General features: G+C 51.1%; 29 protein-coding genes and 3 tRNA genes. 21 read left to right on the top strand and 11 right to left on the bottom strand.

Annotation, left to right across the window (positions count from 1 at the left end; all coding sequences use genetic code 11):
* Nucleotides 1–63 precede the first annotated feature (63 nt).
* The 8 genes from NST26_RS23740 (at nt 64) to NST26_RS23705 (ending at nt 8330) form a co-directional block, all read left to right on the top strand.
* Nucleotides 64–1338 carry a dihydroorotase gene (locus NST26_RS23740; RefSeq protein ID WP_445323340.1) on the top strand — a complete coding sequence of 425 codons (1275 nt, stop codon included), beginning with the start codon at nt 64–66 and terminating at the stop codon, nt 1336–1338.
* 84 nt (nt 1339–1422) lie between these two features.
* Nucleotides 1423–2604, top strand: a complete 1182-nt coding sequence (carA, locus tag NST26_RS23735) for a glutamine-hydrolyzing carbamoyl-phosphate synthase small subunit (protein ID WP_051477942.1) — start codon at nt 1423–1425, stop codon at nt 2602–2604.
* Between the two features lies 1 nt (nt 2605).
* Complete coding sequence (carB, locus tag NST26_RS23730; RefSeq protein ID WP_036724235.1) at nt 2606–5827, top strand: carbamoyl-phosphate synthase large subunit; 3222 nt, start codon at nt 2606–2608, stop codon at nt 5825–5827.
* A 188-nt stretch (nt 5828–6015) separates the two neighbouring features.
* Nucleotides 6016–6732 (top strand): orotidine-5'-phosphate decarboxylase, encoded by a 717-nt coding sequence (gene pyrF / locus NST26_RS23725; RefSeq protein WP_036724375.1) that lies wholly within the window; start codon nt 6016–6018, stop codon nt 6730–6732.
* On the top strand, nt 6729–7370 hold the full coding sequence (gene pyrE, locus NST26_RS23720) for an orotate phosphoribosyltransferase (RefSeq protein WP_340979884.1): 642 nt from the start codon (nt 6729–6731) through the stop codon (nt 7368–7370). Before pyrF ends, pyrE begins: the two co-directional genes overlap by 4 nt.
* Before the next feature lie 513 nt (nt 7371–7883).
* Complete coding sequence (locus tag NST26_RS23715; protein WP_019909365.1) at nt 7884–8048, top strand: hypothetical protein; 165 nt, start codon at nt 7884–7886, stop codon at nt 8046–8048.
* Between the two features lie 85 nt (nt 8049–8133).
* Nucleotides 8134–8207, top strand: a tRNA-Met gene (locus NST26_RS23710).
* A 49-nt stretch (nt 8208–8256) separates the two neighbouring features.
* Nucleotides 8257–8330: transfer RNA gene (locus NST26_RS23705), tRNA-Ile, on the top strand.
* Between the two features lie 121 nt (nt 8331–8451).
* Here the strand turns inward: NST26_RS23705 and NST26_RS23700 are convergent.
* A complete protein-coding gene (locus NST26_RS23700) occupies nt 8452–9066 on the bottom strand; it encodes a site-specific integrase (protein ID WP_235191838.1) in 615 nt (204 codons plus the stop codon).
* Between the two features lie 386 nt (nt 9067–9452).
* On the opposite strand from NST26_RS23700, the gene NST26_RS23695 reads away from it, so the two are divergent.
* The 5 genes from NST26_RS23695 to NST26_RS23675 all read left to right on the top strand — a co-directional run bounded on the left by NST26_RS23695 (nt 9453) and on the right by NST26_RS23675 (nt 12884).
* Nucleotides 9453–10601 (top strand): YARHG domain-containing protein, encoded by a 1149-nt coding sequence (locus NST26_RS23695; RefSeq protein ID WP_340950896.1) that lies wholly within the window; start codon nt 9453–9455, stop codon nt 10599–10601.
* 157 nt (nt 10602–10758) lie between these two features.
* On the top strand, nt 10759–11562 hold the full coding sequence (locus tag NST26_RS23690) for a phage tail sheath subtilisin-like domain-containing protein (RefSeq protein ID WP_340958008.1): 804 nt from the start codon (nt 10759–10761) through the stop codon (nt 11560–11562).
* A gap of 3 nt (nt 11563–11565) precedes the next feature.
* Nucleotides 11566–12009, top strand: coding sequence for a phage tail tube protein (locus NST26_RS23685; RefSeq protein ID WP_340950897.1), 444 nt, complete (start codon nt 11566–11568; stop codon nt 12007–12009).
* Nucleotides 12010–12123: 114 nt separating this feature from the next.
* Nucleotides 12124–12402, top strand: a complete 279-nt coding sequence (locus tag NST26_RS23680; RefSeq protein WP_036724232.1) for a hypothetical protein — start codon at nt 12124–12126, stop codon at nt 12400–12402.
* A gap of 260 nt (nt 12403–12662) precedes the next feature.
* Entirely contained in the window at nt 12663–12884 is a 222-nt protein-coding gene (locus tag NST26_RS23675) for a hypothetical protein (protein ID WP_340950900.1), read from the top strand.
* Between the two features lie 146 nt (nt 12885–13030).
* On the opposite strand, the gene NST26_RS23670 is transcribed toward NST26_RS23675, so the two are convergent.
* Nucleotides 13031–13765, bottom strand: coding sequence for a hypothetical protein (locus NST26_RS23670; RefSeq protein WP_340950901.1), 735 nt, complete (start codon nt 13763–13765; stop codon nt 13031–13033).
* Nucleotides 13766–14437: 672 nt separating this feature from the next.
* Between NST26_RS23670 and NST26_RS23665 the strand changes: the two genes are divergently transcribed.
* Nucleotides 14438–14503, top strand: a tRNA-Met gene (locus tag NST26_RS23665).
* A gap of 201 nt (nt 14504–14704) precedes the next feature.
* On the opposite strand, the gene NST26_RS23660 is transcribed toward NST26_RS23665, so the two are convergent.
* Nucleotides 14705–14905 (bottom strand): DUF6199 family natural product biosynthesis protein, encoded by a 201-nt coding sequence (locus tag NST26_RS23660; protein ID WP_036724228.1) that lies wholly within the window; start codon nt 14903–14905, stop codon nt 14705–14707.
* A 649-nt stretch (nt 14906–15554) separates the two neighbouring features.
* Between NST26_RS23660 and NST26_RS23655 the strand changes: the two genes are divergently transcribed.
* Entirely contained in the window at nt 15555–16286 is a 732-nt protein-coding gene (locus NST26_RS23655; RefSeq protein WP_340950903.1) for a collagen-like protein, read from the top strand.
* A 192-nt stretch (nt 16287–16478) separates the two neighbouring features.
* Nucleotides 16479–17282 carry an undecaprenyl-diphosphate phosphatase gene (locus tag NST26_RS23650; protein WP_036724204.1) on the top strand — a complete coding sequence of 268 codons (804 nt, stop codon included), beginning with the start codon at nt 16479–16481 and terminating at the stop codon, nt 17280–17282.
* Nucleotides 17283–17292: 10 nt separating this feature from the next.
* On the opposite strand, the gene NST26_RS23645 is transcribed toward NST26_RS23650, so the two are convergent.
* The 3 genes from NST26_RS23645 to NST26_RS23635 all read right to left on the bottom strand — a co-directional run bounded on the left by NST26_RS23645 (nt 17293) and on the right by NST26_RS23635 (nt 18412).
* Nucleotides 17293–17457, bottom strand: coding sequence for a hypothetical protein (locus NST26_RS23645; protein WP_155991360.1), 165 nt, complete (start codon nt 17455–17457; stop codon nt 17293–17295).
* 92 nt (nt 17458–17549) lie between these two features.
* On the bottom strand, nt 17550–18092 hold the full coding sequence (locus NST26_RS23640) for an ImmA/IrrE family metallo-endopeptidase (RefSeq protein ID WP_036724201.1): 543 nt from the start codon (nt 18090–18092) through the stop codon (nt 17550–17552).
* 143 nt (nt 18093–18235) lie between these two features.
* Nucleotides 18236–18412 carry a YjfB family protein gene (locus NST26_RS23635; RefSeq protein ID WP_076076056.1) on the bottom strand — a complete coding sequence of 59 codons (177 nt, stop codon included), beginning with the start codon at nt 18410–18412 and terminating at the stop codon, nt 18236–18238.
* Nucleotides 18413–18581: 169 nt separating this feature from the next.
* On the opposite strand from NST26_RS23635, the gene NST26_RS23630 reads away from it, so the two are divergent.
* A complete protein-coding gene (locus tag NST26_RS23630; RefSeq protein WP_155991357.1) occupies nt 18582–18737 on the top strand; it encodes a hypothetical protein in 156 nt (51 codons plus the stop codon).
* A 47-nt stretch (nt 18738–18784) separates the two neighbouring features.
* Here NST26_RS23630 and NST26_RS23625 read toward each other — a convergent pair whose 3' ends face one another.
* Both NST26_RS23625 and NST26_RS23620 read right to left on the bottom strand, forming a co-directional pair.
* Nucleotides 18785–18973: a hypothetical protein gene (locus tag NST26_RS23625; protein WP_036724199.1), complete on the bottom strand. Its 189-nt coding sequence runs from the start codon at nt 18971–18973 to the stop codon at nt 18785–18787.
* Nucleotides 18974–19059: 86 nt separating this feature from the next.
* The gene (locus NST26_RS23620) at nt 19060–19500 is read right to left on the bottom strand and encodes a NucA/NucB deoxyribonuclease domain-containing protein (RefSeq protein ID WP_209871837.1); all 441 of its coding nucleotides are present in this window, start codon (nt 19498–19500) and stop codon (nt 19060–19062) included.
* Nucleotides 19501–19662: 162 nt separating this feature from the next.
* Here NST26_RS23620 and NST26_RS23615 point away from each other — a divergent pair, with 162 nt between their 5' ends.
* Nucleotides 19663–21138 carry a glycosyl hydrolase gene (locus NST26_RS23615; protein ID WP_340979879.1) on the top strand — a complete coding sequence of 492 codons (1476 nt, stop codon included), beginning with the start codon at nt 19663–19665 and terminating at the stop codon, nt 21136–21138.
* Nucleotides 21139–21155: 17 nt separating this feature from the next.
* Here NST26_RS23615 and NST26_RS23610 read toward each other — a convergent pair whose 3' ends face one another.
* Nucleotides 21156–21647, bottom strand: a complete 492-nt coding sequence (locus NST26_RS23610) for a PH domain-containing protein (protein WP_340979878.1) — start codon at nt 21645–21647, stop codon at nt 21156–21158.
* Nucleotides 21648–21847: 200 nt separating this feature from the next.
* Here NST26_RS23610 and NST26_RS23605 point away from each other — a divergent pair, with 200 nt between their 5' ends.
* Nucleotides 21848–22450 carry a hypothetical protein gene (locus tag NST26_RS23605; RefSeq protein ID WP_036724189.1) on the top strand — a complete coding sequence of 201 codons (603 nt, stop codon included), beginning with the start codon at nt 21848–21850 and terminating at the stop codon, nt 22448–22450.
* 87 nt (nt 22451–22537) lie between these two features.
* Here the strand turns inward: NST26_RS23605 and NST26_RS23600 are convergent, their stop codons facing one another.
* Entirely contained in the window at nt 22538–22963 is a 426-nt protein-coding gene (locus tag NST26_RS23600; protein ID WP_340979877.1) for a GNAT family N-acetyltransferase, read from the bottom strand.
* Between the two features lie 275 nt (nt 22964–23238).
* Here NST26_RS23600 and NST26_RS23595 point away from each other — a divergent pair, with 275 nt between their 5' ends.
* Entirely contained in the window at nt 23239–23574 is a 336-nt protein-coding gene (locus NST26_RS23595) for a YolD-like family protein (RefSeq protein ID WP_036724184.1), read from the top strand.
* A gap of 42 nt (nt 23575–23616) precedes the next feature.
* On the opposite strand, the gene NST26_RS23590 is transcribed toward NST26_RS23595, so the two are convergent.
* The gene (locus NST26_RS23590) at nt 23617–23778 is read right to left on the bottom strand and encodes a hypothetical protein (protein ID WP_200869526.1); all 162 of its coding nucleotides are present in this window, start codon (nt 23776–23778) and stop codon (nt 23617–23619) included.
* 178 nt (nt 23779–23956) lie between these two features.
* Between NST26_RS23590 and NST26_RS23585 the strand changes: the two genes are divergently transcribed.
* Nucleotides 23957–24643 carry a M15 family metallopeptidase gene (locus tag NST26_RS23585; RefSeq protein ID WP_340979875.1) on the top strand — a complete coding sequence of 229 codons (687 nt, stop codon included), beginning with the start codon at nt 23957–23959 and terminating at the stop codon, nt 24641–24643.
* Nucleotides 24644–24674 lie beyond the last annotated feature (31 nt).

The raw sequence follows: 24674 nt of genomic DNA, 5'->3' as shown, positions 1-24674 counted from the left end.
TTATTATATAATAACTACAGAGCTTACGGCTGCGGCCGGAAGGCACAAAGGAGAATCCTAACCGTGATCATCAAAAATGCCAGTGTACTGAACGAAGAAGGCGTGCTGGAGCGCAAGCATATTGTTGTGCAGGACGGAGTTATCTCAAAGATTCAGGATGCCGCCGAGGCGGTAGAAGAAGCCGGAGAGATCGTTGAAGCGGAAGGTAAGCTGCTGATTCCGGGACTGATCGATATGCATGTGCACTTACGTGAACCGGGGTTCGAGCATAAGGAAACGATTGAGACCGGTGCACGTTCGGCAGCCAAAGGCGGATTCACAACGATTGCCTGCATGCCGAACACACGCCCGGTAACTGACAGTGCAGAGATCGTACAGCTCGTGAAGGACAAGGCACGTGAAGCGGGGCTTGTGAAGGTGCTGCCTTATGCGGCCATTACCAAGAATGAGCTGGGACGCGAGCTGACGGATTTTGCGGCACTGAAGGAAGCGGGAGCGATCGGCTTCACCGATGACGGCGTAGGCGTACAGAGCGCGCAGATGATGAAGGATGCGATGAAGCTGGCGAAGGGACTGGATATGCCGGTGATTGCCCACTGTGAGGATAACTCGCTGGTGGAAGGAGCGCCGGTAGCCGAAGGCACTTTTGCCGACAAGCATGGCCTGAAGGGAATTCCGAACGAGTCGGAAGCCATTCATGTAGGCCGTGACATTCTGCTGTCTGAAGCAACAGGTGTTCACTATCATGTGTGCCATGTCAGCACCGAGCAATCGGTCCGGCTGATCCGCCAGGCGAAGCAAATCGGCATTAAGGTGACCGCCGAGGTGTGCCCGCATCATCTGCTGCTCTCGGAGGAGGATATTCCGGGCATGGACGCCAATTGGAAAATGAACCCGCCGCTGCGCTCGCGCCGTGACGTCGAGGCCTGCATTGAAGGGCTGCTGGATGGCACGCTGGATATCATCGTGACCGACCATGCCCCGCATAGCGAAGAAGAGAAAGCCAAAGGCATGCAGCTTGCACCGTTTGGCATCGTCGGCTTTGAGACGGCCTTCCCGCTGCTGTATACCGCTTTTGTGGCCACAGGCAAATGGGATCTGTCCCTGCTGGTGCAGCGGATGACCGCTGATCCGGCCCGGGTGTTCAGACTGAATACAGGCAGCCTTACCGTTGGGGCGCCTGCCGATCTGACCCTGATTGACTTGAATGAAGAGAAGGAAGTAGACCCGGCCACGTTTGCGAGCAAGGGTCGCAATACACCTTTTACCGGATGGAAGCTTAAGGGCTGGCCGGTGAAGACCTGGGTAGACGGCAGAGCCGTATGGAGTGAGGCTTAACAGAAGTAAGCAGTAGCCCATGCAGCCCGGCTGCATGGCTGTGACATAAGAATCAGACTACAGAAACAAGAAGGAGTGGAAGGCATGCAGGCGAGATTGCTGCTTCAGGACGGAACACTGTTTACAGGCACCGCATTTGGCGCGGAAGGCGAGAAGACGGGCGAGGTTGTTTTTAACACAGGAATTACAGGCTATCAGGAGGTACTATCGGACCCTTCGTACTGTGGGCAGATCGTCACCATGACGTATCCGCTGATCGGGAATTACGGTATTACCCGTGATGACTTCGAGTCCGTTCGCCCTTTTGTACACGGCTTTGTGGTGCGGCGTCACGAATCCGTACCCAGCAACTGGCGTGCTGAATACAGTGTAGACGATCTGCTGAAGGAATATGACATTCCCGGCATCAGCGAGATTGATACCCGTATGCTTACCCGCATTATCCGCCACTATGGCACCATGAAGGCAATCCTCACCACTTCGAACAAGCGTGTGGAAGAATTGATGGAGATGATGGGTGACACGACCATTGAAGAGCTGCGCAATCAGGTTGCACGTACCTCAACTACAGCAGCCTACAGCAGCCCGGGCACCAAAGAACGCATCGTGCTGGTCGATTACGGCGCGAAGACCGGTATTCTGCGCGAGCTGAACAACCGCGGCTGTGATGTGGTGGTTGTCCCTCATGATGTCACCGCAGACGAGATCCGCCGCCTGAACCCTGACGGCATTCAGCTCTCGAATGGCCCTGGAGACCCGAAGGATGTGCCTTATGCGGTACAGACAATCTCCGAGCTGCTCGGCGAATACCCGATCTTCGGCATCTGCCTGGGACACCAGCTGTTCGCCCTGGCCTGCGGCGCCGACACTGAGAAGCTCAAGTTCGGCCATCGCGGCGGGAACCATCCGGTGAAAGAGCTGGAGAGCGGACGCTGCTTCATCACCTCCCAGAATCATGGGTACACAGTGAATGAGGAATCCATTGCCAGCACAGACCTGGAAGTTACCCATATCAATAACAATGACAAGACCGTTGAAGGACTGAAGCATACCCGTTACCCCGCTTTTTCGGTGCAGTACCATCCGGAAGCGGCGCCGGGACCGCTTGACAGCAGTTATCTGTTCGACCGCTTCCTGCAGCTGATCGCAGACCACAAGGCACAGCGGCCGGCCGGATCGCGTCAGGCGCAGCTTGCAGCGAATGCCAGAATCACGGCACCGAAATCATCCGCACCCCAGCTTGAAGCCGTGAAAGGAGCTCTATAACATGCCTAAGAACAACAAACTCAAAAAAATTCTGGTTATCGGCTCCGGCCCGATCGTTATTGGTCAAGCTGCCGAATTCGACTATGCAGGCACTCAGGCCTGCCAGGCCCTTAAAGAAGAAGGTGTCGAGGTCGTACTGATCAACAGCAACCCGGCGACGATTATGACCGATACCAATATGGCTGACAAAGTATACATCGAGCCGATTACGCTGGAATTCGTGACTGGCATTATCCGTCAGGAGCGTCCGGACGGGCTGCTGCCGACACTCGGCGGACAGACCGGCCTGAACATGGCTGTAGAGCTGGCCCGTGCCGGAGTCCTAGAGCAAGAGAAAGTGAAGCTGCTGGGTACACAGCTTGAATCCATCGAGAAAGCGGAGGACCGCGATTTGTTCCGCGAGCTGATGCGCGAGCTGGATCAGCCGGTGCCGGAAAGTGCGATTATTACCAGTGTGGAAGAAGCTCTGGGCTTCGCCGCAGGAATCGGCTATCCGCTGATCGTCCGTCCTGCCTACACGCTGGGCGGAACAGGGGGCGGAATCTGCGACAACGAAGAAGAGCTGCGTGAGACCGTCAAGGCTGGTATCCGTTACAGCCCGATCGGCCAGTGTCTGGTCGAGAAGAGCATCGCCGGCATGAAGGAAGTCGAATATGAGGTTATGCGTGATGCGAACGACAACTGTATCGTGGTCTGCAACATGGAGAACTTTGATCCGGTGGGCGTACATACGGGCGACAGTATCGTAGTGGCCCCGAGCCAGACGCTGTCTGACCGTGAATATCAGATGCTGCGGAGTGCTTCCCTGAAGATTATCCGCGCGCTGAATATTGAAGGCGGCTGTAACGTCCAGTTCGCCCTGGACCCGCAGAGCTACCAGTATTATGTGATCGAAGTGAATCCGCGTGTCAGCCGCTCCTCGGCGCTGGCGTCGAAAGCGACCGGTTATCCGATTGCCAAGATGGCCGCGAAGATCGCACTCGGCTACACGCTGGACGAAATCGTCAATCCGGTGACCGGACAGACCTACGCCTGCTTCGAGCCTACACTGGACTATATCGTCAGCAAAATCCCGCGCTGGCCGTTCGACAAGTTCATCTCGGCGAACCGCAAGCTGGGTACACAGATGAAAGCGACCGGTGAAGTGATGGCGATCGGCCGTACCTTTGAAGAGTCGATTCACAAGGCCATCCGCTCGCTGGAGATTGGTGTCCACCGTTTCCGCTTGCCGGGAGCGGAGCTGCTTGAAGAGAGTGTGCTGCGCTATAGACTTGCCAAGCCGGATGATGAGCGCCTGTTCCTGATCGCGGAAGCCTTCCGCCGCGGCTATGAGCTACAGGAGATTCAGGATATTACGAATGTGGACTGGTGGTTCCTCTCCAAGATCGAAGGGCTCGTGAGCTTCGAGGACGAGATCCGTGCCGAAGAGACACTGTCTGCTGACATACTGTATCAGGCCAAGCGTAAGGGCTTCACAGACCGGGCGATTGCCGAAATCCGTGCTGAAGGCCGTCCCGGCGGGGCATTCACCAAGGAGGCGGAAGTGCGTGTGCTGCGTCTGCAGCAAGGGCTGGTTCCAGTCTTTAAAATGGTCGATACCTGCGCCGCAGAATTTGAGGCTTCAACGCCATACTATTACTCCACCTATGAGACCGAAAATGAGGTCATTCATTCCGATAAGCAGAAGGTCATTGTACTCGGCTCCGGTCCGATCCGTATCGGCCAAGGAATTGAGTTCGACTACTCTACGGTACATGCGGTATGGGCCATACAGAAGGCTGGCTACGAAGCTGTAATTATCAATAACAATCCAGAGACCGTATCGACGGATTTCAATACCTCGGACCGCCTGTACTTTGAGCCGCTGTTCTTCGAGGATGTCATGAACGTGATTGCCCAGGAGAATCCGATCGGAGTCATCGTACAGTTCGGCGGACAGACCGCGATTAACCTGGCTGCACCGCTTGCTGCTGCGGGCGTGAACATTCTGGGTACCAGCCTTGAGAGCATCGACGAAGCTGAGAACCGCAAGAAGTTCGAAGCGCTGCTGGCCCGTCTGGATATCGCACAACCTAAAGGCAAGACCGTAATCAATATTGATGAGGCTGTCGAAACGGCGCAGGCGCTGGGCTATCCGGTGCTGGTTCGACCATCGTATGTCCTGGGCGGACGCGCCATGGAGATTGTCTACAACGACACAGAGCTGCTGAGCTACATGGTTGAAGCGGTAAAAGTGAATCCGGAGCATCCGGTGCTGATCGACCGTTACATGCTTGGCAAGGAAGTGGAAGTGGACGCTATCTGCGACGGAGAGACGGTTGTCATTCCGGGCATCATGGAGCATGTGGAACGCGCAGGGGTTCACTCCGGCGACTCCATCGCTGTCTACCCGCCGCAATATCTGGATGAAGGTCTGAAGCAGAAGATTGCCGAGATCACGATCAAGATTGCCAAAGAGCTCAAGACCATCGGGCTGGTGAACATCCAGTTCGTCATTTATCAGAACGAGGTCTATGTCATTGAAGTGAATCCGCGCTCCTCGCGTACGGTTCCGTTCCTGAGCAAGGTGACCGGTATTCCGATGGCGAACCTGGCGACCAAGATCATTCTTGGCGGCAAGCTGAAGGAAGACGGGTACACCGAAGGCCTGTGGCCGGAGAGCGATTATGTGTCGGTCAAAGTGCCGGTGTTCTCTTTTGCCAAGCTGCGCAGAGTCGAGCCTACGCTCGGACCGGAGATGAAATCCACCGGTGAGGTCATGGGCCGCGATAAGCTGTATGCCAAGGCGCTTTACAAGGGTCTGATCGGCGCAGGCATGAAGATCCCGGCTACCGGGGCAATCATTGTAACTGTAGCCGACAAAGACAAGGCTGAAGCGGTTGAGCTGATGAAGGGCTTCCATGCCATGGGCTATAAAATCATCGCCACCGGCGGTACAGCAGCTGCGCTGGAGCAGGCCGGGCTGAACGTGATGAACGTTAACAAGCTGGATGAAGGCGAGCCGACCATCCTGGATCTGATCCGCGGCGGTCAAGCGAACTTCGTCTTCAATACACTGACCAAGGGCAAAACGCCTGAACGTGACGGATTCCGCATCCGCCGTGAAGCGGTAGAGAACGGCGTCGTATGTATGACCTCGCTCGATACGGTAACGGCGCTGCTGAGAATGCTGCAGACGATTAACTTCTCGTCCCAGTCGATGCCTGCTTTTGTCGGACAATAAGATAGAGGGTGAGGCAGCTGTAACAGGCTGCTACAGGAACGGTTTGCGTTAGCGCAGACCGTTCCCCTATGCCCGGGACCTGGAATGTTGCCAGATAACAATGAGAGAGGGTTGACTTTGTGGAGCAGACTTCAGCAGCACAGCAGCATGAACATGAGAACATCGGACAGGTAGAGAAGCGTAATGAAATGGCCGGACGCCTGATGGTCGCCTTGGATTATCCGAATGCAGACCAGGCGCGGGCGCTGATCGAACAGCTCGAAGGCATTCCCTGTTATATAAAGGTGGGAATGCAGCTGTTCTATGCAGCCGGACCTGATTTCATCCGGGAACTGAAGGAGCGCGGATATTCGGTATTCCTCGATGTTAAAATGCACGATATCCCCAACACCGTAAAGGGCGGGGCAGAGAGCTTGACTCTGCTTGGCGTTGATATGTTCAACGTACATGCCGCCGGAGGAGCTGCCATGATGGCTGCTGCTGTGGAAGGAGCGGCCCAGGCGGTCAGCCTGAAGCCCTCGTTGCACATGCCGCTGATCATTGCAGTAACCCAGCTTACCAGCACCAGCCAGGAAGTGATGAACCGGGAAATCGGCATAGCCGGACCAGTGACGGATGCGGTGGTGCGTTATGCCAAGCTTGCAGCGGAAGCAGGCCTGCATGGAGTCGTAGCATCGCCGCAGGAATCCCTGGTGATTGCCGAAGCGTGCGGACCGGAGTTCCGCACCGTAACCCCGGGTATCCGGCCAGCTGGTGCCTCGCTGGACGACCAGTCCCGGGTCATGACTCCGAGGCAGGCTATCCGCCAAGGCAGCCACTACCTGGTAGTAGGCCGGCCGATTACAGCAGCGGCAGATCCGCGAGCAGCAGCACTGAATATTATTGAGGAGATGAGCCAAGCATGAGCATATTAGAGAATCGAAGTGAACAGGTCGCCAGTCATTTGCTGGAGATCGGAGCCGTAGCCCTGCGCCCGCAGGAGCCGTTCACCTGGACCTCCGGCATCAAATCACCGATCTACTGCGATAACCGTCTGACCATGGCCTTCCCGGATGTCCGCAACTACATTGCGGAGGCCTTCGCAGAGCTGATCAGAACCAGCTACCCGGACGCCGAGGTGATTGCCGGGACAGCAACCGCCGGTATTCCGCACGCGGCCTGGGTGGCCGATAAGCTCGGTCTGCCGATGGCTTACATCCGGGACAAGGCCAAGGGCCACGGCAAGCAGAACCAGATCGAAGGACTCATCAAGCCCGGCCAGAAGGTGGTCGTGATCGAGGACCTGATCTCCACTGGCGGCAGCTCCATCAAAGCCGCGCAGGCCGTACAGGAAGCAGGCGGGCTCCCGCTGGCCGTCCTGGCCATCTTCAGCTACGAGCTTGACCGTGCCGTAGAAGCCTTCGCTGCGGCGGAGCTTCCGCTCCAGAGCCTGTCCAACTACAGCACGCTCATTGACGTAGCGCTGGCTCAAGGCAAGATTGCTGAGAGCGATGTAGCGCTGCTGCAATCCTGGCGCAAGGACCCTGCCGCCTTCGGCGTGTAGGGGCTAGGAGAAGACGCAGGAAATGAGTAGAGGGTACGTAAAGAGTACGTAGAGCGTAAACATAAAGCGTAAACGTTGAGCGTAGAGCGTAGAGAATGCATAGAAGAAGCTTTGTCCTCTTTGCCGGGGGATGGGGCTTCTTTTTTAATGCTTTAATTAGTTTTTGGGCTCTTAGGGAAAAGAAGTGGAAAAACAGCATCTATTCACTGGCCCAGCACACTTATAGAGGATTTAGTTGGAAAAAATACACTTGTTGAAACCTGAAATGGACAATAACGCAGATACTGCCAGAACTAAATGTCCTTAATCCACTTATTTCCTTTGAAAAGGCGATTTCCGCCCAAGCAATTGTATAAAATCCAACTATTTCCCTCAACGGCTCATTACAATTAGCTGCATACGGGCAGAAATTGCCATCCGCTCCGCTGAGCAATCCTCTAATTTTCTTGCAAAACTGGGCATGATAAATAGCACCGGGACATATATTATTGCGATGAAGGAGAAGAGGGTATCATGAATTGGATCTATTTTGCCAAGTTGTTCAGGACCAGATTTCAAGCGGGCTGCCTTGCCAAAAGACTGGAGCAGGACGGCTGGATCTATGGGTATCATGATCCGCGTTTTGTCGAAATATACCGTTCGCGCAAGGGCCGTTATGGAGTTCGTTTTCTGCCTTAGCCAGAAAAACCAAAATCATCCTTGACTTTATCCATGGCTATATTGTATATTATCTATTGTCGCTGTTTAAATAATTATTAACTGACGCGGGGTGGAGCAGCCCGGTAGCTCGTCGGGCTCATAACCCGAAGGCCGCAGGTTCAAATCCTGCCCCCGCAATTACCTTATTACACCGGACAGCACTTGTATAATACGGATATCCTAGTCCGGGCCCTTAGCTCAGTTGGTTAGAGCGGTCGGCTCATAACCGATTGGTCACAGGTTCGAGTCCTGTAGGGCCCACTTCACTTAAACCCTTACTCTGTAAGGGTTTTTTGCTGTATGTAGGCTCGTAGGAGCGAATATGCTTGAGTGGGAAAGGCCGTATTTTTTAGCTTGCTTACGGATTTGCTAACGAAGATTTTTATTCTACAGTTTCAAGCTGTTTTTCTGCGAATTTATTGAGTTCACTTTCAATTCTGTCAACGGCCTCTTCTTGCATGATTGGCGACAGAAGTGAGTACCTCTCATTAAACATCGCTGGAGTCATTCCCAGACGTTCGGCGGCAACCTTAGGATTTATTCCAATCGCTAGTAGAAATGAAGCATGGGTGTGACGCTGATCATGGAACCGTATCTTCTTGACCCCTGCTTTACGAATAAGAACATCCATGCCCTCTGTGATTCGCTTCGGCTTAATATAACCTCCTCCAGGATAACAGCCTACCAGGTCATTGTCCTCGTAGGCTTCCCCATAATCCTTCTTGTAGGCTTCGATTTGTGAATAGCGCTCCTGAAGATCGTCAATAATATTCTGAAAGAGCTTGACCCGCCGGATCACCAAGCCATCCCGTGTCCAATTCGCTGTCTGAATAACCTTCAGCTCTTTCTTCTCAAAATCGATATCTTTCCACCGCAGCCCCAGAATTTCACCGCGCCGCATTCCAGTGTAAATTGCTAATGAAAAAGCAATGTAGTGAACATGATGCTTTGAGGATTGCAAAAACTGAGTAAATTCTTCAATGGTCCAGAACTGCATTTCTTTTTGTTCATTTCCATTACTTTGCTCCGCATGGACACCTTACTCATGATGTCTTCTGCCAGTAACCCCGATTCTGTATATGCAAGCCTGAGCGCGCGTTTCAGCACTCCGTGAATGTTCTTCACATAATCCTTTGATGTTACGTGGAGTTAATGCCTGCAAATTTCCAGACTAATCTCCGTTTTGTTAATATGCATTAAAGTGGAGGGGGTGATCATTAAGCTAACGGGAGGATAGCGAACATTTAAAATCAAAAGCGATACAAACAGTTGCGGACCTTCAGAGATGGAAGATTCGTTTTTTCTATACGCAGATTCCACTTTATGGTATATTTATATGCGTTTATCATATCGAATTCAGATGACGAAGTGGGTGTAAACAAAATGGATTTTCGGAAGTTTTTGCTTATATATGGGGTGATTATCCTGTCTTTAATCTTTTCTGGCTGTACTTATACGAAAAAAGAGAAGGGTGCTGAAGGTGGGGATGGTAAGCTAGTTGCAGCAAGTGAAACAACTGGTGTTCCTTCCACTGTGGTAACACGGGATTATACTCTGAAGGACAGCTCGAACTCGGTGCTGTCCCCGGAAAAGATCGGCAGCCTGGACAACCATATACTGGAGCTTGCGCGCAACGAGATATTTGCAAGGCATGGGTATGTATTCAAGCGGAAGGATTTGCAGGACTACTTTGCCGCCAAGCCTTGGTATCATGCAGACTCTACTTACAAGGAGCATCTTAACCCGACGGAGAAACAGAACGTTGCGTTACTTCATGAATACGAAGCCAAATATGCTGCCTATAAGCTCGAACCTGCCCACATAAATGACGTCCATTTACGGGGTTACACAGGCGATTCGGGCTTTAAACAGAAGAAGATGAAAGTGGATCTGAACGGAGATGGTAGTGAAGAAGAAATCCAGTTAATCCCTCCTGAAACGGAATTAGGGGCTTTCAAGCTGAAGGTGAAGGACATCACGATGGAGGTGGGCAGTGAGCTGCTTCCTTATCTTGATATTGTCGATTTGGATATTGACGATCAATATTTTGAGATTGCACTTCAAATGGATTCGCAAATGGATTTTCTACGATCAACATCTTTCTATGCCTATGACGGTGAAACCCTAAAGCAGATAGGTGAACTTCCCGGTTTCTCGGCACACAGCTCGATGTTTGACGGCCATGGACGAGTGGTCAGCGCAAAAGAAAGCAAGGATTTTCAAACCTGGTTCCGTGAATTGGTATTTCATCTGGATAACGAACATGCTCTTCATGAAGAGCACCAGGACTTTTATCCGATGGAACCACCGACGCCTTTAACGATCAAAAAGGAAATTACCGTGAAGTTTCATAAAGATGATACGGGCGAAACCTTTTCGCTGAAACCCGATGACAACGTAAAATTTCTGGGTGATGACAAACTCGGCCATATCAAGTTTCAAACTAGCACGGGGAAGGAAGTCTGGTACACAATGAGCGATAAGGATGTGGACTATAGTGATTTTTTTGACGGGTTGATTTTATATGATTAGACGGAGAATGGCGTTCTGGACCCGTTGTAAAAGTCGGTTTGGACAATTATTTAATCTCACACGTGATCGGATTGACGAGTAATCAACTGTTTAACGGGACACGATAGTTTAAAAAACAGCGGTAGTATAGGACGGTGGAGTCACCGGTACCGCAGCCATTACTGCAGCAAACTGGAGCGGAGTCTTCAACCGGATCGACGGCTTGGTGTTTGATGTCGTCTATCTGCCGTCCTCCGAGGCGGCGGTACAAGCAGCGGCCAAGCAGTGGCTGCTGGATCGCCGGACCAAGGCGCGCAAGCTGGCGCAACTAGTTATTGCTGGTGCCGCTTCTGCAGACGACGACATCGAGATCCATAATACCCGCAGCCGTGCTGCAAATGCCCGCTTTATTATTAATTGTTCTCTGGCCGGTGAACATACCAACGGTAAGACCTATGACTCTCTTCGGTGGGCTGCGTGGGTGGCTGGGCTGGTCGCGGGCACGCCGGCGAATCGGTCCTTTACAGGTGTTAAGGTGCCAATGACACAGGCTAAGGTGGACTGGAGCCATTCGGAGGTATTGAAGGGTTTGTCTGAAGGAACCCTGATGGCCACGCGAGACGGTTACGACTACATTATCGAGTCTGCTGTGAACACCCTGACCACGCTGGGAGCTGGGGAGCGGGAGGACTTCGGGAAGATCCGCGTGTCGATGACAATCGACCAGATCTTGAACGACATCTACGCTGCCGGTAAAGCCAATAAGGCCAAGCTGGACAATGACAAGGATGGCCGAGGGTTGTTCATTGCTGCGGTTGTCAGTTATTTGAAGGTGCGGGCGCTACAGAAGGCTATCGGTGATGAATTCACTTTTACTGAGCACCTGACAAAGGTGAGCGACGCAGATTACGCATACTTTTCCCTGTCGGCAAAGCCGCTCGATGCGATTGATATCTTTAATATTGATTGGGAGGTGGCGTAATCCATGGAACGCGAGCTGATTGGCCGTAATTTATCGGTGGAGGATGATAATGGAGATTCAATTCAAACGATCAATGAAGTGGAAGTTATTCTGAAGCCGGAGACACTGGATATTATCCGTTCGCGGAAGATGTCCAAGACGAAGCAGATTGTTGGGTATGAAATTACGGTAAAACTGGTGATGTCGAAGTTGGAGTCTGCCCTTCGTTACCGCCTTCTGGCTGACTTCAAGGCGGGAAAGACCATGTTCCTGGACCGAATCACCGGCTCACTTGAGGATATGCAAACTGGGAATGTGGAACGGGTGATGATCAGCGGCGTGCATATTCATGATGAGATGGATCTCCTGGTGGCGAAGATCGACGACAATAACGGAATCGACATTACGCTTTCCGGTACCGCAAATGATTTTGATTTCATTGAGCAGTTCCCAGCTTATATGGCATAAAGATGGTTGCTTCAGTGATTTAATCGGTTTATGATTTGATCAAGGAAAAATAAGGGGTGAATCAATGAAATTACTGGACGGACTCTAGCTTCCCTGAAGGAGGTTAGAGTTGATTTGAGTAGAAGTATTAAGAAAACACCCGTATGTAAAGAGCAGGCAAGTCGTTGGATCAAACGGCAGGCAAGCAAGGCTGTAAGAAGATATCCTCATGACATTTCATTTGGAAAATCCTATAGAAAGATTTTTTCTTCTTGGGATATCAGTGATTGGTGGTTCTACACACCGTACAAAAAGGCAGTTAATGAGTGGGAAACTACTCACAAGACTTGGCGTAAACAGGTGAGTTTTCAAGAAATGACTTTCCAATGGGCTAAGAGCTTTAAACGAAAATAGTAAAAGAGTCGTTGGCAGGGAAGCGCCAGCGACTTTTTTGCATTCTAATACAAAAATATGGAGGTCTTTTGCATGACCGCTAAATTAGAAAAATATCTATCCAAGGGCAAAACAGGTAGGAACGATGAACCATCACGGTACCAGCAGACGGAGAGGATTGGTCAGTACGCCGCCTGACTACCATTGAGGTACGCCGGGCCTATGAGCTGGCTTATGAAGAGAACGGCGATCCGAAAGAGTCTTATAACGAGATCGATGTGATGATCGTCAAGGCAACGGAGCACGAATTTGATTGGAATAACAAGGATTTGCTGCTGGCTTTCAATTGTATCAATAAGTATGAGCTGCCGCCGCGCATCCTGGACAACCCTGCTGATTATGCGGAGCTGAGCAAAGCAGTGACCAAGTTCCAGGAGACAAAGGATGCATTATTGAAAGAAGCAAAAAACTCATCAAGCAAGACGGAGAAGCAAGCTGGATAGCATCCTTTTGGATAAACCAGAAGCGGCTGCCAGCTGAGGTCCTTCCGTATGAGGTAGATAAACAGCGGCAGTATTATTTCTGTCTTGCGGCCGGCATAGTCGCCGAAGAAGAAGCCAAGAGAGTTCTAAGAAAATGATATAGATCTTTATTTGCTTAAATAAAATTTTGAAACAACAGAACCTTGGTCTAGATCCACAGTTAACCAATCAATTGTATCTGTCCCCCCAGATCCTGGATTATAAATCTGAAAAACAAAATTTTCATTTTCCATTTGAGAAAACTCAACATATGTAAGTTTATCGACGTAGCCGTGTTGAACTAAATTATCGGCTGCAAATGATTTAGCAAGTTCCAAAGCCTGTTGCTGTTCTAGGGAAAGCTCGTTTAGATCATCTGTTACCAGGGGAGTGTTGTCATCAAGACAGGTGTCTCCAAGTATCTCGCAACTAATCTCTTGAGTAACTAGATTCACATGGTACCACTCCATAACTTCAGTTGTAGCTTTACTAGATTGTTTAACTATGTAATTCCCTTCATCATCAGTTCCAACTATATTTATAGACGAAATCCTTAATTGCTCTTGATTTAACTTGGAACTCACTAATTTTATTGCTGCGTCTTCACTCGAAATAGACTGGTTTTCTGAGGTGATATTAGAGTTGTTGGGATTTGCGTAAGAGCTAATCTGATTATTAATTTCTGATTCATCGCTAGTTCCAGGGGCTTCACTTGATTCTGCCTTTATTTTAACGGTTGTCTCTACTCCTTTTGTTTCATTTTTGTTTGTATTTATTGAGTTATTTGTAGAAACTTTACTTCTTTCATTATGAGAACAACCAATAAGAACCAAGAAAAATAATATTATCATTACTTTTTTCATAATGCTTCCCTTCAGTATTAAATTTATTAATAAGTTTTGCGTTATCTCTGATGAAATCACTTAACGAACTTCACAATATGCCCATCCCAGTTATTCGTGAATTTGTTTAAATATCCTGCTTTGTAGATTTATATTTCGAATGCTTAAAAGACCTATATCTATAAATGCAAGGTGGTGAAAAACCATTGCAGCGACAACAAAAGTGACGGTCCCGTTTGAAGCGAGGGACTTTATTTCCGGTGCAGTCCGGAGTATGCGGACTGCACTCCGTGGAGCAACTGATGATTTACTCGACTTCCGCCGGGCTGCAGGACAGACGGGGGATAACTTGGTATCTGATCTTCGTCGTTCCCGGAGTGCGGCAAATGATTTAGGCGGCCGAATTGGTAATGCATCGGACGAGGCGCGCCGGCTGGGTCGTGCGAACGTCGATGATATCTTTCGACGCGCTCGATCCGGAGCAGAAGATTTACGCCGCTCAGCATCTCGCGCGGACGCTGAGTCCGCGGTATGAGCGATTCACGGGTGCATATAAAAGCACAAGATGGAGTCAGTCCGGTCATAGATGGGATTTCAAGCAAGCTAACTATAATAGGGTTAAATATACTGACCGGAATAACAGTGGAAACGGGTGATTGTGAACTGAATTATATGTAATTTAACCTTTCCCCAAGCTCAGTTGGTTAGAGCGGTCGGCTCATAACCGATTGGTCACAGGTTCGAGTCCTGTAGGGCCCACTTCACTTAACCCCCTTGCCTAGCAAGGGGGTTTTTAATATGCACCAGCTGCTGTATTCCATGTTAACAAATATTGTATCGGCCTTCCCCATGCGCTCATTGCTATTCCTTAACAGGGCGAAAAGCTTTAAAAGAAAATAAAAACAGGAGTGGTTGGCAGGGAAGCGCCAGAAGCTCCTGTTTTATTGTTAACTTACATCCCTAACCAAACATAGAAGGCAAAAAGAACAAGAAAAAGATTATAAGTACAATCACACTGCTGATTCTGCTCATCATGAGATAAGCCTCACTTGGTTCGGAATCGCCCTTTACCATCCAACCATAACGCATATACCAGCCCATGGCCGGGAAGAAGATATTCAGGATTGCAATCAGTACAAATAGAATAGCAAAGACAACCATTTTTACCAACTCCTTTATCAGTTTTACGTGAATTGTGCATCTGAAGTTGCACATCTTTTATAACGTCAGCTTAATTGATGTAGCATGAGTTTGAAGGAGAATAACCAAAAAACAGACCCGAATTAGAAATTCGGATCTGACAGGGGAAGTATCAGTTGTCCAATCCTAAAATACGAAAAATAATAAAATTTGGTGTGGGACATTGTGATGTATTCAAGGGCGTAACTACTATGGCTAACGCCCGTTTTTTTTGGAATTAGGTTGCTGACTAGTAAAAACTAGTTGTTCGTCCATTTCTAAACCGGATGGGATGCGTACACTACACTATCTTATTAGGGAGGTGTCCGTATTGAGTTGTCCAGACGATAAAAAATGTCATCCTAAAAAAATCGTCACCCTCGTTCCTTCAAAAAGAAAAAGAAAAGAACATCGGAAAGTTGTTAAAAAAGTGATTAAAAAGGTGGTTAAAGTAACCTGTCCACCGCCTGAAGTCAATGTCACTACTCCTACTGTCATTGGTCCCACAGGGCCCCAAGGAGCACAGGGCTCCCCAGGCATACCGGGAATCCCGGGGGCAAGAGGCCCCCAGGGAACAGCAGGTCCTCAAGGACCTGCCGGTGGCCCTCCAGGGCCCCAAGGCCCCCAAGGTGTGCCCGGGCCATCCGGAGCGATAGGCCCCCAGGGAGCAGCGGGGCCCGTTGGCCCGCAAGGGGCGCAGGGAGTTCCGGGAGCGCAGGGCCTCATAGGTCCCCAGGGCCCGCAGGGTGAACCTGGTCCGGCGGGAGCGATTGGGCCGCAAGGCATTGCCGGAGCTACTGGGCCGGCCGGAGCGGCAGGAGCTGCAGGGCCGGCGGGAGCCACAGGAGCCACTGGGCCAGCCGGAGCCGCAGGAGCCGCAGGAGCTGCAGGAGCGACCGGGGCAACAGGAGCAACCGGGGCAACAGGAACGGCGGGAGGGGTATTAGGATTTGCTGATTTCTTTGCTCTGATGCCTCCTGATAATGCGGCAACGGTAGCGCCGGGCACAGATGTAAGCTTTCCTCAAGATGGCCCTACCAGCGGGACAACGATTACCCGGATCGGGCCGAGTTCTTTTAATTTAGCGGCCATTGGGACGTATCAAGTGCTGTTTCAGGTTAGCGTGACCGAAGCCGGACAACTAATCTTGACTTTAAATGGTGCAGATCTCGCTTATACCGTAGTTGGGCGGGCAACAGGTACCTCACAAATCGTAGAAATGGCGATCGTGCAAACAACGGTCATTAACAGTATTCTAACCGTTCGCAATCCTGCCGGAAATGCCGCTGCACTTACGATTACTCCTCTTGCGGGAGGAACAAGACCCGTTTCAGCACATCTTGTTATTACACAATTAGCATAGCGGCTATTTTACGAATAGAGCATAATGAAATTTTGCCACCAGTAGCTTGGTGGCTTTTTTGTGATCACAATAAACCACATGACATTTATGTCACACCAACTCCCATATTGTTAGCTCATTCGATGGGGAATTCCATCTTAGCCTCTTATACTGGAAATATATTGATTCACTTCCGAAAGGGGCTATTCACCAGTGACTGAAGCTATCAAAGCAATTATATTAGGGATTATTGAGGGGTTGACTGAATTTTTGCCGGTCTCGTCTACCGGGCACCTTATCCTGGCAGGGGATCTGCTGAAGTTCGAGGGGGAGGCTGCGGTTACCTTCAAAATCGTGATCCAGCTAGGTGCGGTAATGGCCGTGTTGCTGCTGTATTGGAAGAAGTATGTGAACATCGGGATCAATATGCTGAAGCTGGATTTCTCCAAGAGCAAGGGACTGAACGCCATCCACATGCTCCTGGCTATGGTTCCGGCACTAGTGGTGTATCTGCTCTTCAAAGACACGATCAAGAGCCAGTTATTCGGCCCCAAGCCGGTCCTCATTGGTCTGATTGCCGGTGGTCTCTTGATGATCTTCGCTGCACGCAGCAGGAGATCCGTAACGTCAGAGACGGTAGACGGGATAAACTACAAGCAAGCCTTCGGCATCGGGCTGTTCCAGTGTCTGGCGCTGTGGCCCGGGTTCTCCAGATCCGGTTCGACGATCTCAGGCGGTCTGCTGCTGGGAACCAGCCAGAAAGCCGCTGCGGACTTCACCTTCCTGATCTCCGTGCCGGTGATGTTCGGAGCAAGCCTCCTGGACCTGTATGACAGCAGGGATCTACTCAGTACAGATACGCTGACCCTGATGCTGATCGGATTCGTGACGTCCTTCCTCGTAGCCATGATTGCTGTAGTCACGTTCATCAAGCTGATCAAGCGGCTCCGCCTGGAGTGGTTCGCGCTGTACCGGTTCGTGTTAGCGGGGCTGTTCTATGTAATTGTTATACTGTAAAATCCTGCTCTCAGCCGTATTCCTTAGGCTCCTGCAGCAGGATGGAGAAGGTCTGGGTAACGTGGTCCACTTCAATCGTCTCGATACCCACAAAATCCGGAATTTCAGGATGAACGGCATCCACGCTATATTCAGGATGAGTCAGCAATAATTGAATGACTTTCAAGGCTTCCACGTTGATCTTGATCCCCTTTACAGTAGAATCTAACCCTGTTATAGAGGGGAATCTCCGCCCTCCGGGTCTATAGCGTATTATCCCCGCAGCGCTTAGCGAATATGTCTGTGGATGATATTTCTGTCTTCGTTACGTTCCATAACAGCCATTAATTGCCCCTGGAAAATCCGTCTCTGGATCTGGTCGATCCGCTGCAGCGCGAGGGGAACGGGAACCTGGAACGCTACAGCCAGCTCGGCAACGGCATCCTCACGAAGCTCGGGCAGCGTATTCGCGGAAATCATACTATAGGGCATGGAGGCATACAGAATGAACCGGTCGGATTCATCTCTCTGCGCCTGCGTGAACACTCCGGGCATAAGCGTAGACTTGCCGGCATGCCGCAGCAGATGACAGAGCTCGTGGAGGAATTCCAGCCGCTGCAGCTCGGGAGGGAGGCGGTTGTCGATGAACATACTGTACATTCCGGCCGCAGCCTCAATCGCCTTGCTTCTGACATCCAGATAGTGTACCCAGATATTGAGCTGCTTCGCTATGTAATCAATGGAGATATCGGCCGGCTTGCGGACGCCAATGCGCTGGTATAGATCCTCTGTCCATTTCTCCAAAGCGGTCATCTGATAATAGCCTTGCATAATCAATCACCCCATATATAAGATCGTATGTTCGTGTTATTGGCCAAAAGAAAAGCCCTTAAGGGCTAAGCAGCAGTTCAGCACGTACTCTTCAACGGCTGAAATATGGAACGGGTGTTCCTATGTATGTAAGCATAAAGGAATTACGCCCGAATATCAAGTGTTTTTCCCAAGGTGGGGTGCGTGGCCTGACTCAGCATCTGAACCATATCCTGGGCGCTGCTCTGCGCCTGCTCCTTGGCAAGGCTCATCACCTGCAGCCCTGCGGCCTGCTGTAAGGATGACTGGCTCATCACTACGGATAATGCAGCAATATCCATCCGGCATTCCTCCCTTCATTTGTTGTTAAGCTATTGCTTCATACTCTATATCGACTACTGGACGCCTGTCCGTTAGGTAAAAGGCATTTCTTTGCCAATTGGCCCATGCAACGGGGCGGAATTCCACATATTCTGTGCTGTATTCAATATTCAAGAGGAGGAATTAATTATGGGAGCAGAGTATGGTTGCGGTTGTGGAAATAACGTAGGTGGAGTGAATCAGGGACCTCCAATCGTTCCGGTAGTAAGCCCTTGGACTTCGACAGGTGCCATTCTGGTTCTGTTCATTCTGCTGGTTATCATCACTAAAGCCTGTTTGTTCTAGAACCGCCTATAGCCAGTGTAGCCCTGTCCGGCCTGTGCCGGATAGGGCTATTTCTTTTTCTTCTTATGAGCACGGACCGTTGGCCCGATCTGGCGTTTGATTCTGCCTGTAGCTGCATCGGTTTCAATAATATAGAGCTCCTTGACTGTTCCTGCAAGCGCGAACCATTCCTGTAAGGCTTCAGCTTCGGACATAGGGCCGTACAGCCGTTTGCCCCGATAACAGATATAGAACACTTCCGGCTCTCCATCTAAGTTATATTATCCCATTTCATTCTACGCTTTATCGCAGTGAAATTGAACAACATCCCCCACAGGCCGGCCTATTTGAAAATAAACTCCACACGCGTACCGTCTGCGAACGCCTCCAGCTGATTGCCGACCCAGCTTCCCGCTCCGCGGTTATCACTGGGTGTTATGTACTCAATATGCGCCCCGGCTCCGCCTTCATCACACATGGCCATCGGCCATTCATCCCGGTCATAGCCTTTCTTCGTGGGGACTCCCTTCAGAGACGCCTTGCGGTTCTCCTCCGCCTCCTTGCGGTTGATCGTGCAGATGGCCGACTCTCCCTTACGGATGGCCTTCTGGATGTGCCTCGCGGTCTCCGGGTAGCGGTCTGCCGGGAACTTCAGCTTCACGACCTCCGAAGGATTCGCAGAAGGGGTCTGCGGCAGCCATTGCCCGTTCTCCTCCAGCAGGTAGGCGGCAAGACTGAGCAGGGCGATAATGATGAGACTGATGATGGACTTTTTGGCTTTCATATCTGCTCCTTTGTAAGTGGGTATGGGTATAATGCCTATGCCCTGAATAGTATAGCGTAAGAATACCGGATTGCGACAGTCCGAATTCTGTGCATTTGCCGTGCTGAAGTTCCACAATTCGTCATAATATGTACAAACACAAGGAAAAGGATGGTGGAAAATGTGGAACAGCGCAACCTCAGGGACCTGCTGGATTCAGCCTCGCGGCTGATAGGTGATGTGCAGTGGCAAGCGGCTTTTCGCAAAATACAGATGTCTCCCGCTGACGCGGAGCTGGGGGCGCCTGCACGGAAGCTGCTGGAGACGCTGTACTGGCTGCAGGGCCAGGGAATGATCAGCGGTCAGCATGATTACCTGGAGAGCCCGGATGATATCAACAACAAGCTGAAGAATACCGCTGGCAGCTACGCCGGACTACACGGTTATGAGATGGGGCCGATCAGCGGCCAGACGGAGAAGCTTATCAGCAGCCAGCGGCAGGGAGTAACCGACAGTGCGATCCGCTGGCATAAGGCCGGGGGAATCGTAGCGATGACCTATCATGCCAACTTGCCGGGCAGTGCTCCGGCCTGGACGAATGTCTCCATGAGCCTCAGCGAAGCTAATTTCAGCAAGTACATCACAGCGGGAACGCCAGAGTATACGGCAATGATTGCGGAGCTCGATAAGGTAGCTGTTTTCCTGAAAAAGCTGGATGACGCCGGTGTCCCCGTACTCTGGAGACCTTACCACGAGATGAACGGCGGCTGGTTCTGGTGGGGCCAGAAATCCTCCTTCGTGACCCTCTGGGAGATCATGTTCCAGCGGTACACCGTCTATCATCAGCTGCACAATCTGCTGTGGGTATGGAGTCCGAATGCCAAGAACAAGAATAGTGAGGAGCCGGCGAAGTATTATCCGGGCAGCGGCAGAGTGGATGTGCTGGCAGCAGATATTTTCGAGGGGGATTACAAGGTAAGCCATCATGATACGCTGTGGGACCTGGGGCGCGGCAAGCTGATCGCCATCGGCGAGAACGGGGAGCTTCCTCCGCCAGCTGTGCTGGCAGGCACGCAGAACAAATGGAGCTACCAGATGACCTGGGGCAAGATGCTGTACGAGCGCAATAAGGATGCAGTAATTCAGGCTTTTATGAAGAATAGTGCCGTGTTCTCCAGAGATGATTATTCGGCCAAGGCGGCGGCGTATGCTTCTTCAGGAGGGGTACTCCCTAAGCCGGGCCTCTATGGGCAGTATTATAACAATATTACACTTAGCGGCACGCCTGCCCTCACCCGGACAGATGCCAATATTAACTTCGTCTGGAGGCAGGCGGCGCCTGATCCGGCCGTTCACGCAGATCTGTTCTCCGTACGCTGGAGCGGTCGAATAAGCGCTGCCTACAGTGAGACCTATACGATCTACTCGTATTCAGATGACGGAATCCGGATATGGATCGACGGGAAGCTGATTATTGACAGCTGGATGAAGCAGAGCGGGCAGGAGCGGCAAGGCACAGTGAGTCTGATTGCAGGGAAGCTGCATGAGCTGAAGGTGGAGTACTATGAGAACCAGGGGGATGCGCGGGCGGTACTGATGTGGGAGAGCCCCAGCCAGGCCAAAGGCGTAATTCCGGCAGGAGCCCTCTACCTTCCATAACCAAGTGTAACGAAGCGTCAGATATGCTCGCGGTAGCTGATGTTGTTGGCGATTTTCTCGTCACGGACGGCTTGGCGCAGGATATCCTTGACAGCTTGAACCTTACGGATTCTATAGAAGGGGAGCTGTGGAGATGAAGCATCATCCGACAAAATGATCAGCGTCCCGATGCCCAGCATACGCTGCATAATCGACTGAGTGACAGAGAAATCATTGACCCGCAACAGCTCGATTTCTTCGACATCCTTGCCGATCAGTCCGCTTTTCACCATAATCCGCTGGGACGTAATCGTATACTTGGTGGTATTCAGTCCGATCAGCCCCTTGAGACGGTCGGAGATGCCGGCAGGCTTGCCCTGCCATAATTCTTTTTCGGGACCGGAGCTATGGCCAGCCGCCGGACGGCGTGCTGCTGCCGGAGAACCGGCCTCTTCTGTACCTGCCCCGCATTCCCCGCAGAATTTGGCACCTTCCTTGTATTCCGCACCACATGCTGTGCAATAAGCCATGATAATCTTCCTCTCCTTGAACAGATGAATTCATTATAGTATAACAGGAATTGCCAGTCATCAACGGGTTATGGACCGCCGGTTCTCCCTATGAATACGCTTAACTGCTGACATATGTTTCATTGCGCCGAATTTTACATTAATTTCATTTGCACTTAACAAAAATCGATATTATTCTGTTAAGTGGAGGGATATTAACTATGAGACAAGCTTTACTTGCAGGACTGCTAGTGGCCGTCATGATACTCAGTGCCTGCGGCAATAACAGTGCTGAACCGGCGTCCCCGGAAGAGGTACAGGAGACGGTACAGAACTTTTACAATGAAATGTCGAAATTCGATGAAATGGGCAAATCCTCGCTAGAGAACTTCAACACCACGCTAACCTCTTATTCCACCGGACAAGCGACAGACAAAGAATTCGAGAAGGCTGTGGACAGCTTCCAGGATACCGCATCTCAGCTTGCAGATCATGTGAACGATATCAAGATTGCGGGTGGCCTGCCGGATACGATCGAGAAGCTGCTTAGAGATTCGGTGATCGCTTTCCAGAGTGCCTATCAGATCAAGGAGAAGGCTTCCAAGGGCGCAGTATCGCCAGATGTGACCGCTGAGGAATTCAACACGATGAATGAGCAGGCGGACATAGCGATGCTCTACGGCATCTCCAAGCTGAATGAAGCCAGAGAAGCCGCCGGATTGATTGAACCGGAGCAAGCCGTACCGGGAACCGTATCAGATGCAGGCACAGATGCCAAGCAGGAACCGGGTGCTGGAAGCGCAGGGACTTCGTCAGTGAAATAAGCAGAGACAAGACTTGTTATACGCCAAAGGATTCAGATGAAGACGCTGTACAGCATTACTGTAGGCGTCTTTTTGCTGCCGATTGAATTATTGGTCCAATCTTTTTGAGAAGTACTTAGGGGCTTCCCTGAAACCTTGTCTTTCATAAAATGTATGAGCCGCTATTCTTCTGGCATGGCAATGAACCTGGATACTGGCACATCCTCTTCGGCGGGCGGAAGCTGATGCGGATTCCACTAATTCCTGTCCAATTCCCTTACTTCTAGCTGAGGAGTCTACAACCAGATAACTAATGGAGGCGATATCTCCTCTCATGCCCAGCTGCGGGATATAATGCAGGGAAAGACAGGCGATAACACCTCCTTCCGCTTCATAGACCATTAACTCCTCATTGGGGTCAGCAAGAAGTCTTTCTATATTCTCTTTCATATAAAGCCCGGTATCCGGGTAACCTAATTGCGTTAATAGTCTGGAAATATCCTCTCGATCCTCCACATTTGCAGCTCTAATCATAAATATCATCTCCGTCCTTTCTACCCTATTACCCTAATGATGGCATCAGATTAGCGAAATTACTAGAACCACAGTATGGCTGTTTCAATGCAGGTGTGGTGCTAGTTCAACCCTTTGTAATGATCAGTTAAAGCCCTCCTTCTGCGTCCTTGGCCTGACATTAATTTCTGCTTGCTTAACAAGCTGAATCGCGGATATAATACAAACATACGTTCGGTTTATGAGCGGAAAGATGATGTAGTCCGGGTTATAAACATCAGAGTGGGGGAATAGCAATGGGCAAGAAGCTTGAAGCGGGCGGTCTGCGGGAGAGCAGCCGAATCATGTTGACGGAGCATAAGGGCGGGATCAGGAGGGACGAACGGGAGACCTGGCATAGCCTGAGGCCGGTGCTGGATGAGCAGAAGCTGGAAGAGATTGAGCATACGCTGGCCTTATCGCTGCGGAGTCATGTGCGGGTAACGCTGGTGCTGTATGATCCTCAGGAGCAGGTGAAGCTGAGCGGGTTCGTGACCTCCATTCACACCCACTCGCGTGAATTCAAGCTGCAGTGGGCGGAGGAATGGAAGTGGCTGCTTGTAGATGACATTGTGGAGGCTTACATTGTCTAAAAGGTAAGCTCTTTGCCTGGGATCAGCACGGGCACGCTTCATTTACTTGCTGCGGTGTCCATCCGTCTTCTCATAGGCAATCAGCGTGACTTCCGGGTTCCCGGTCATCCGGGCAATCTCCGATTCCGCCTGGCGGATTACCTCCACCACATCCTCCTGATCGCTAAGCGGGGCTATTCTGTAGCTGTCGCTGTGTATCTCCATGTTCATCCCCCTTTTCGTTTGAATGACCTGACTTACGGTCTGTCTTCTTATTCTGGCCTGTAGGCGCACAGTTCATCCGGGGAGATAGGACGCTGCACAGCTTATTTTGTGAAAAAAACGGTCATTGGTGCAAGCAATCCGGCCTAAGCGGGCATTTACTATACCAGGGGGTGAGTAGATGCTTACTTTGGAGCAGGTCAAGCAGAAGTCCGCCGCAAGGCTGGCGAAGCTGCATCCGGCCGTACTGGCCGGGGCGAACGAGCTGATTAGACGGAGCTATAACCGGGGGGTACCGATCCTCATTACGCAGGGCATGCGCACGATAGCGCAGCAGAATGAGCTATATGCTCAAGGGCGAACCAAGAAGGGCGACATTGTAACCAATGCCCGGGGAGGCGGCAGCTACCATAATTACGGACTGGCAATAGACTTTGCGCTGCTCCTGCCGGATGGCAGGAATGTGTCCTGGGATATGAAACGTGACGGGGATGGCGACAAGGTGGCAGACTGGCAAGAGGTGGTGCAGGAGGGGAAGAAGCTGGGATTCGAATGGGGCGGGGACTGGACCTCCTTCAAGGATTACGCTCATCTGCAGATGAGCTTCGGCCTTAGCATCCAGGACCTGAAGGCAGGCCGACGGCCCACTGCCCAGCAGAGTGCAGCCGCACTAAGCCGTATAACCGGAGGTGAGCCAGAGGTGAACAAGGATATCCCGGTAAATATTACGCTCAATGGAAAGAAGCTGACGACCGGCGTCATGGACGAGGCAGTAACCTATGCGCCTGTACGAGCGATTGCGGAAGCACTTGGAGCCAAGGTCACGTATAATGCGTCCAGCAAGACCGTGAACATTGTGAAGGAATAACTTCTCTGCATAGATGCTGTCCCGGATGGGG

Source organism: Paenibacillus sp. FSL R7-0128, assembly GCF_038002245.1.
GTDB lineage: Bacteria > Bacillota > Bacilli > Paenibacillales > Paenibacillaceae > Paenibacillus_AQ > Paenibacillus_AQ silagei.
Note: the sequence above shows the minus strand (reverse complement) of the source record. Positions and strands in the feature narration are given on the sequence as shown.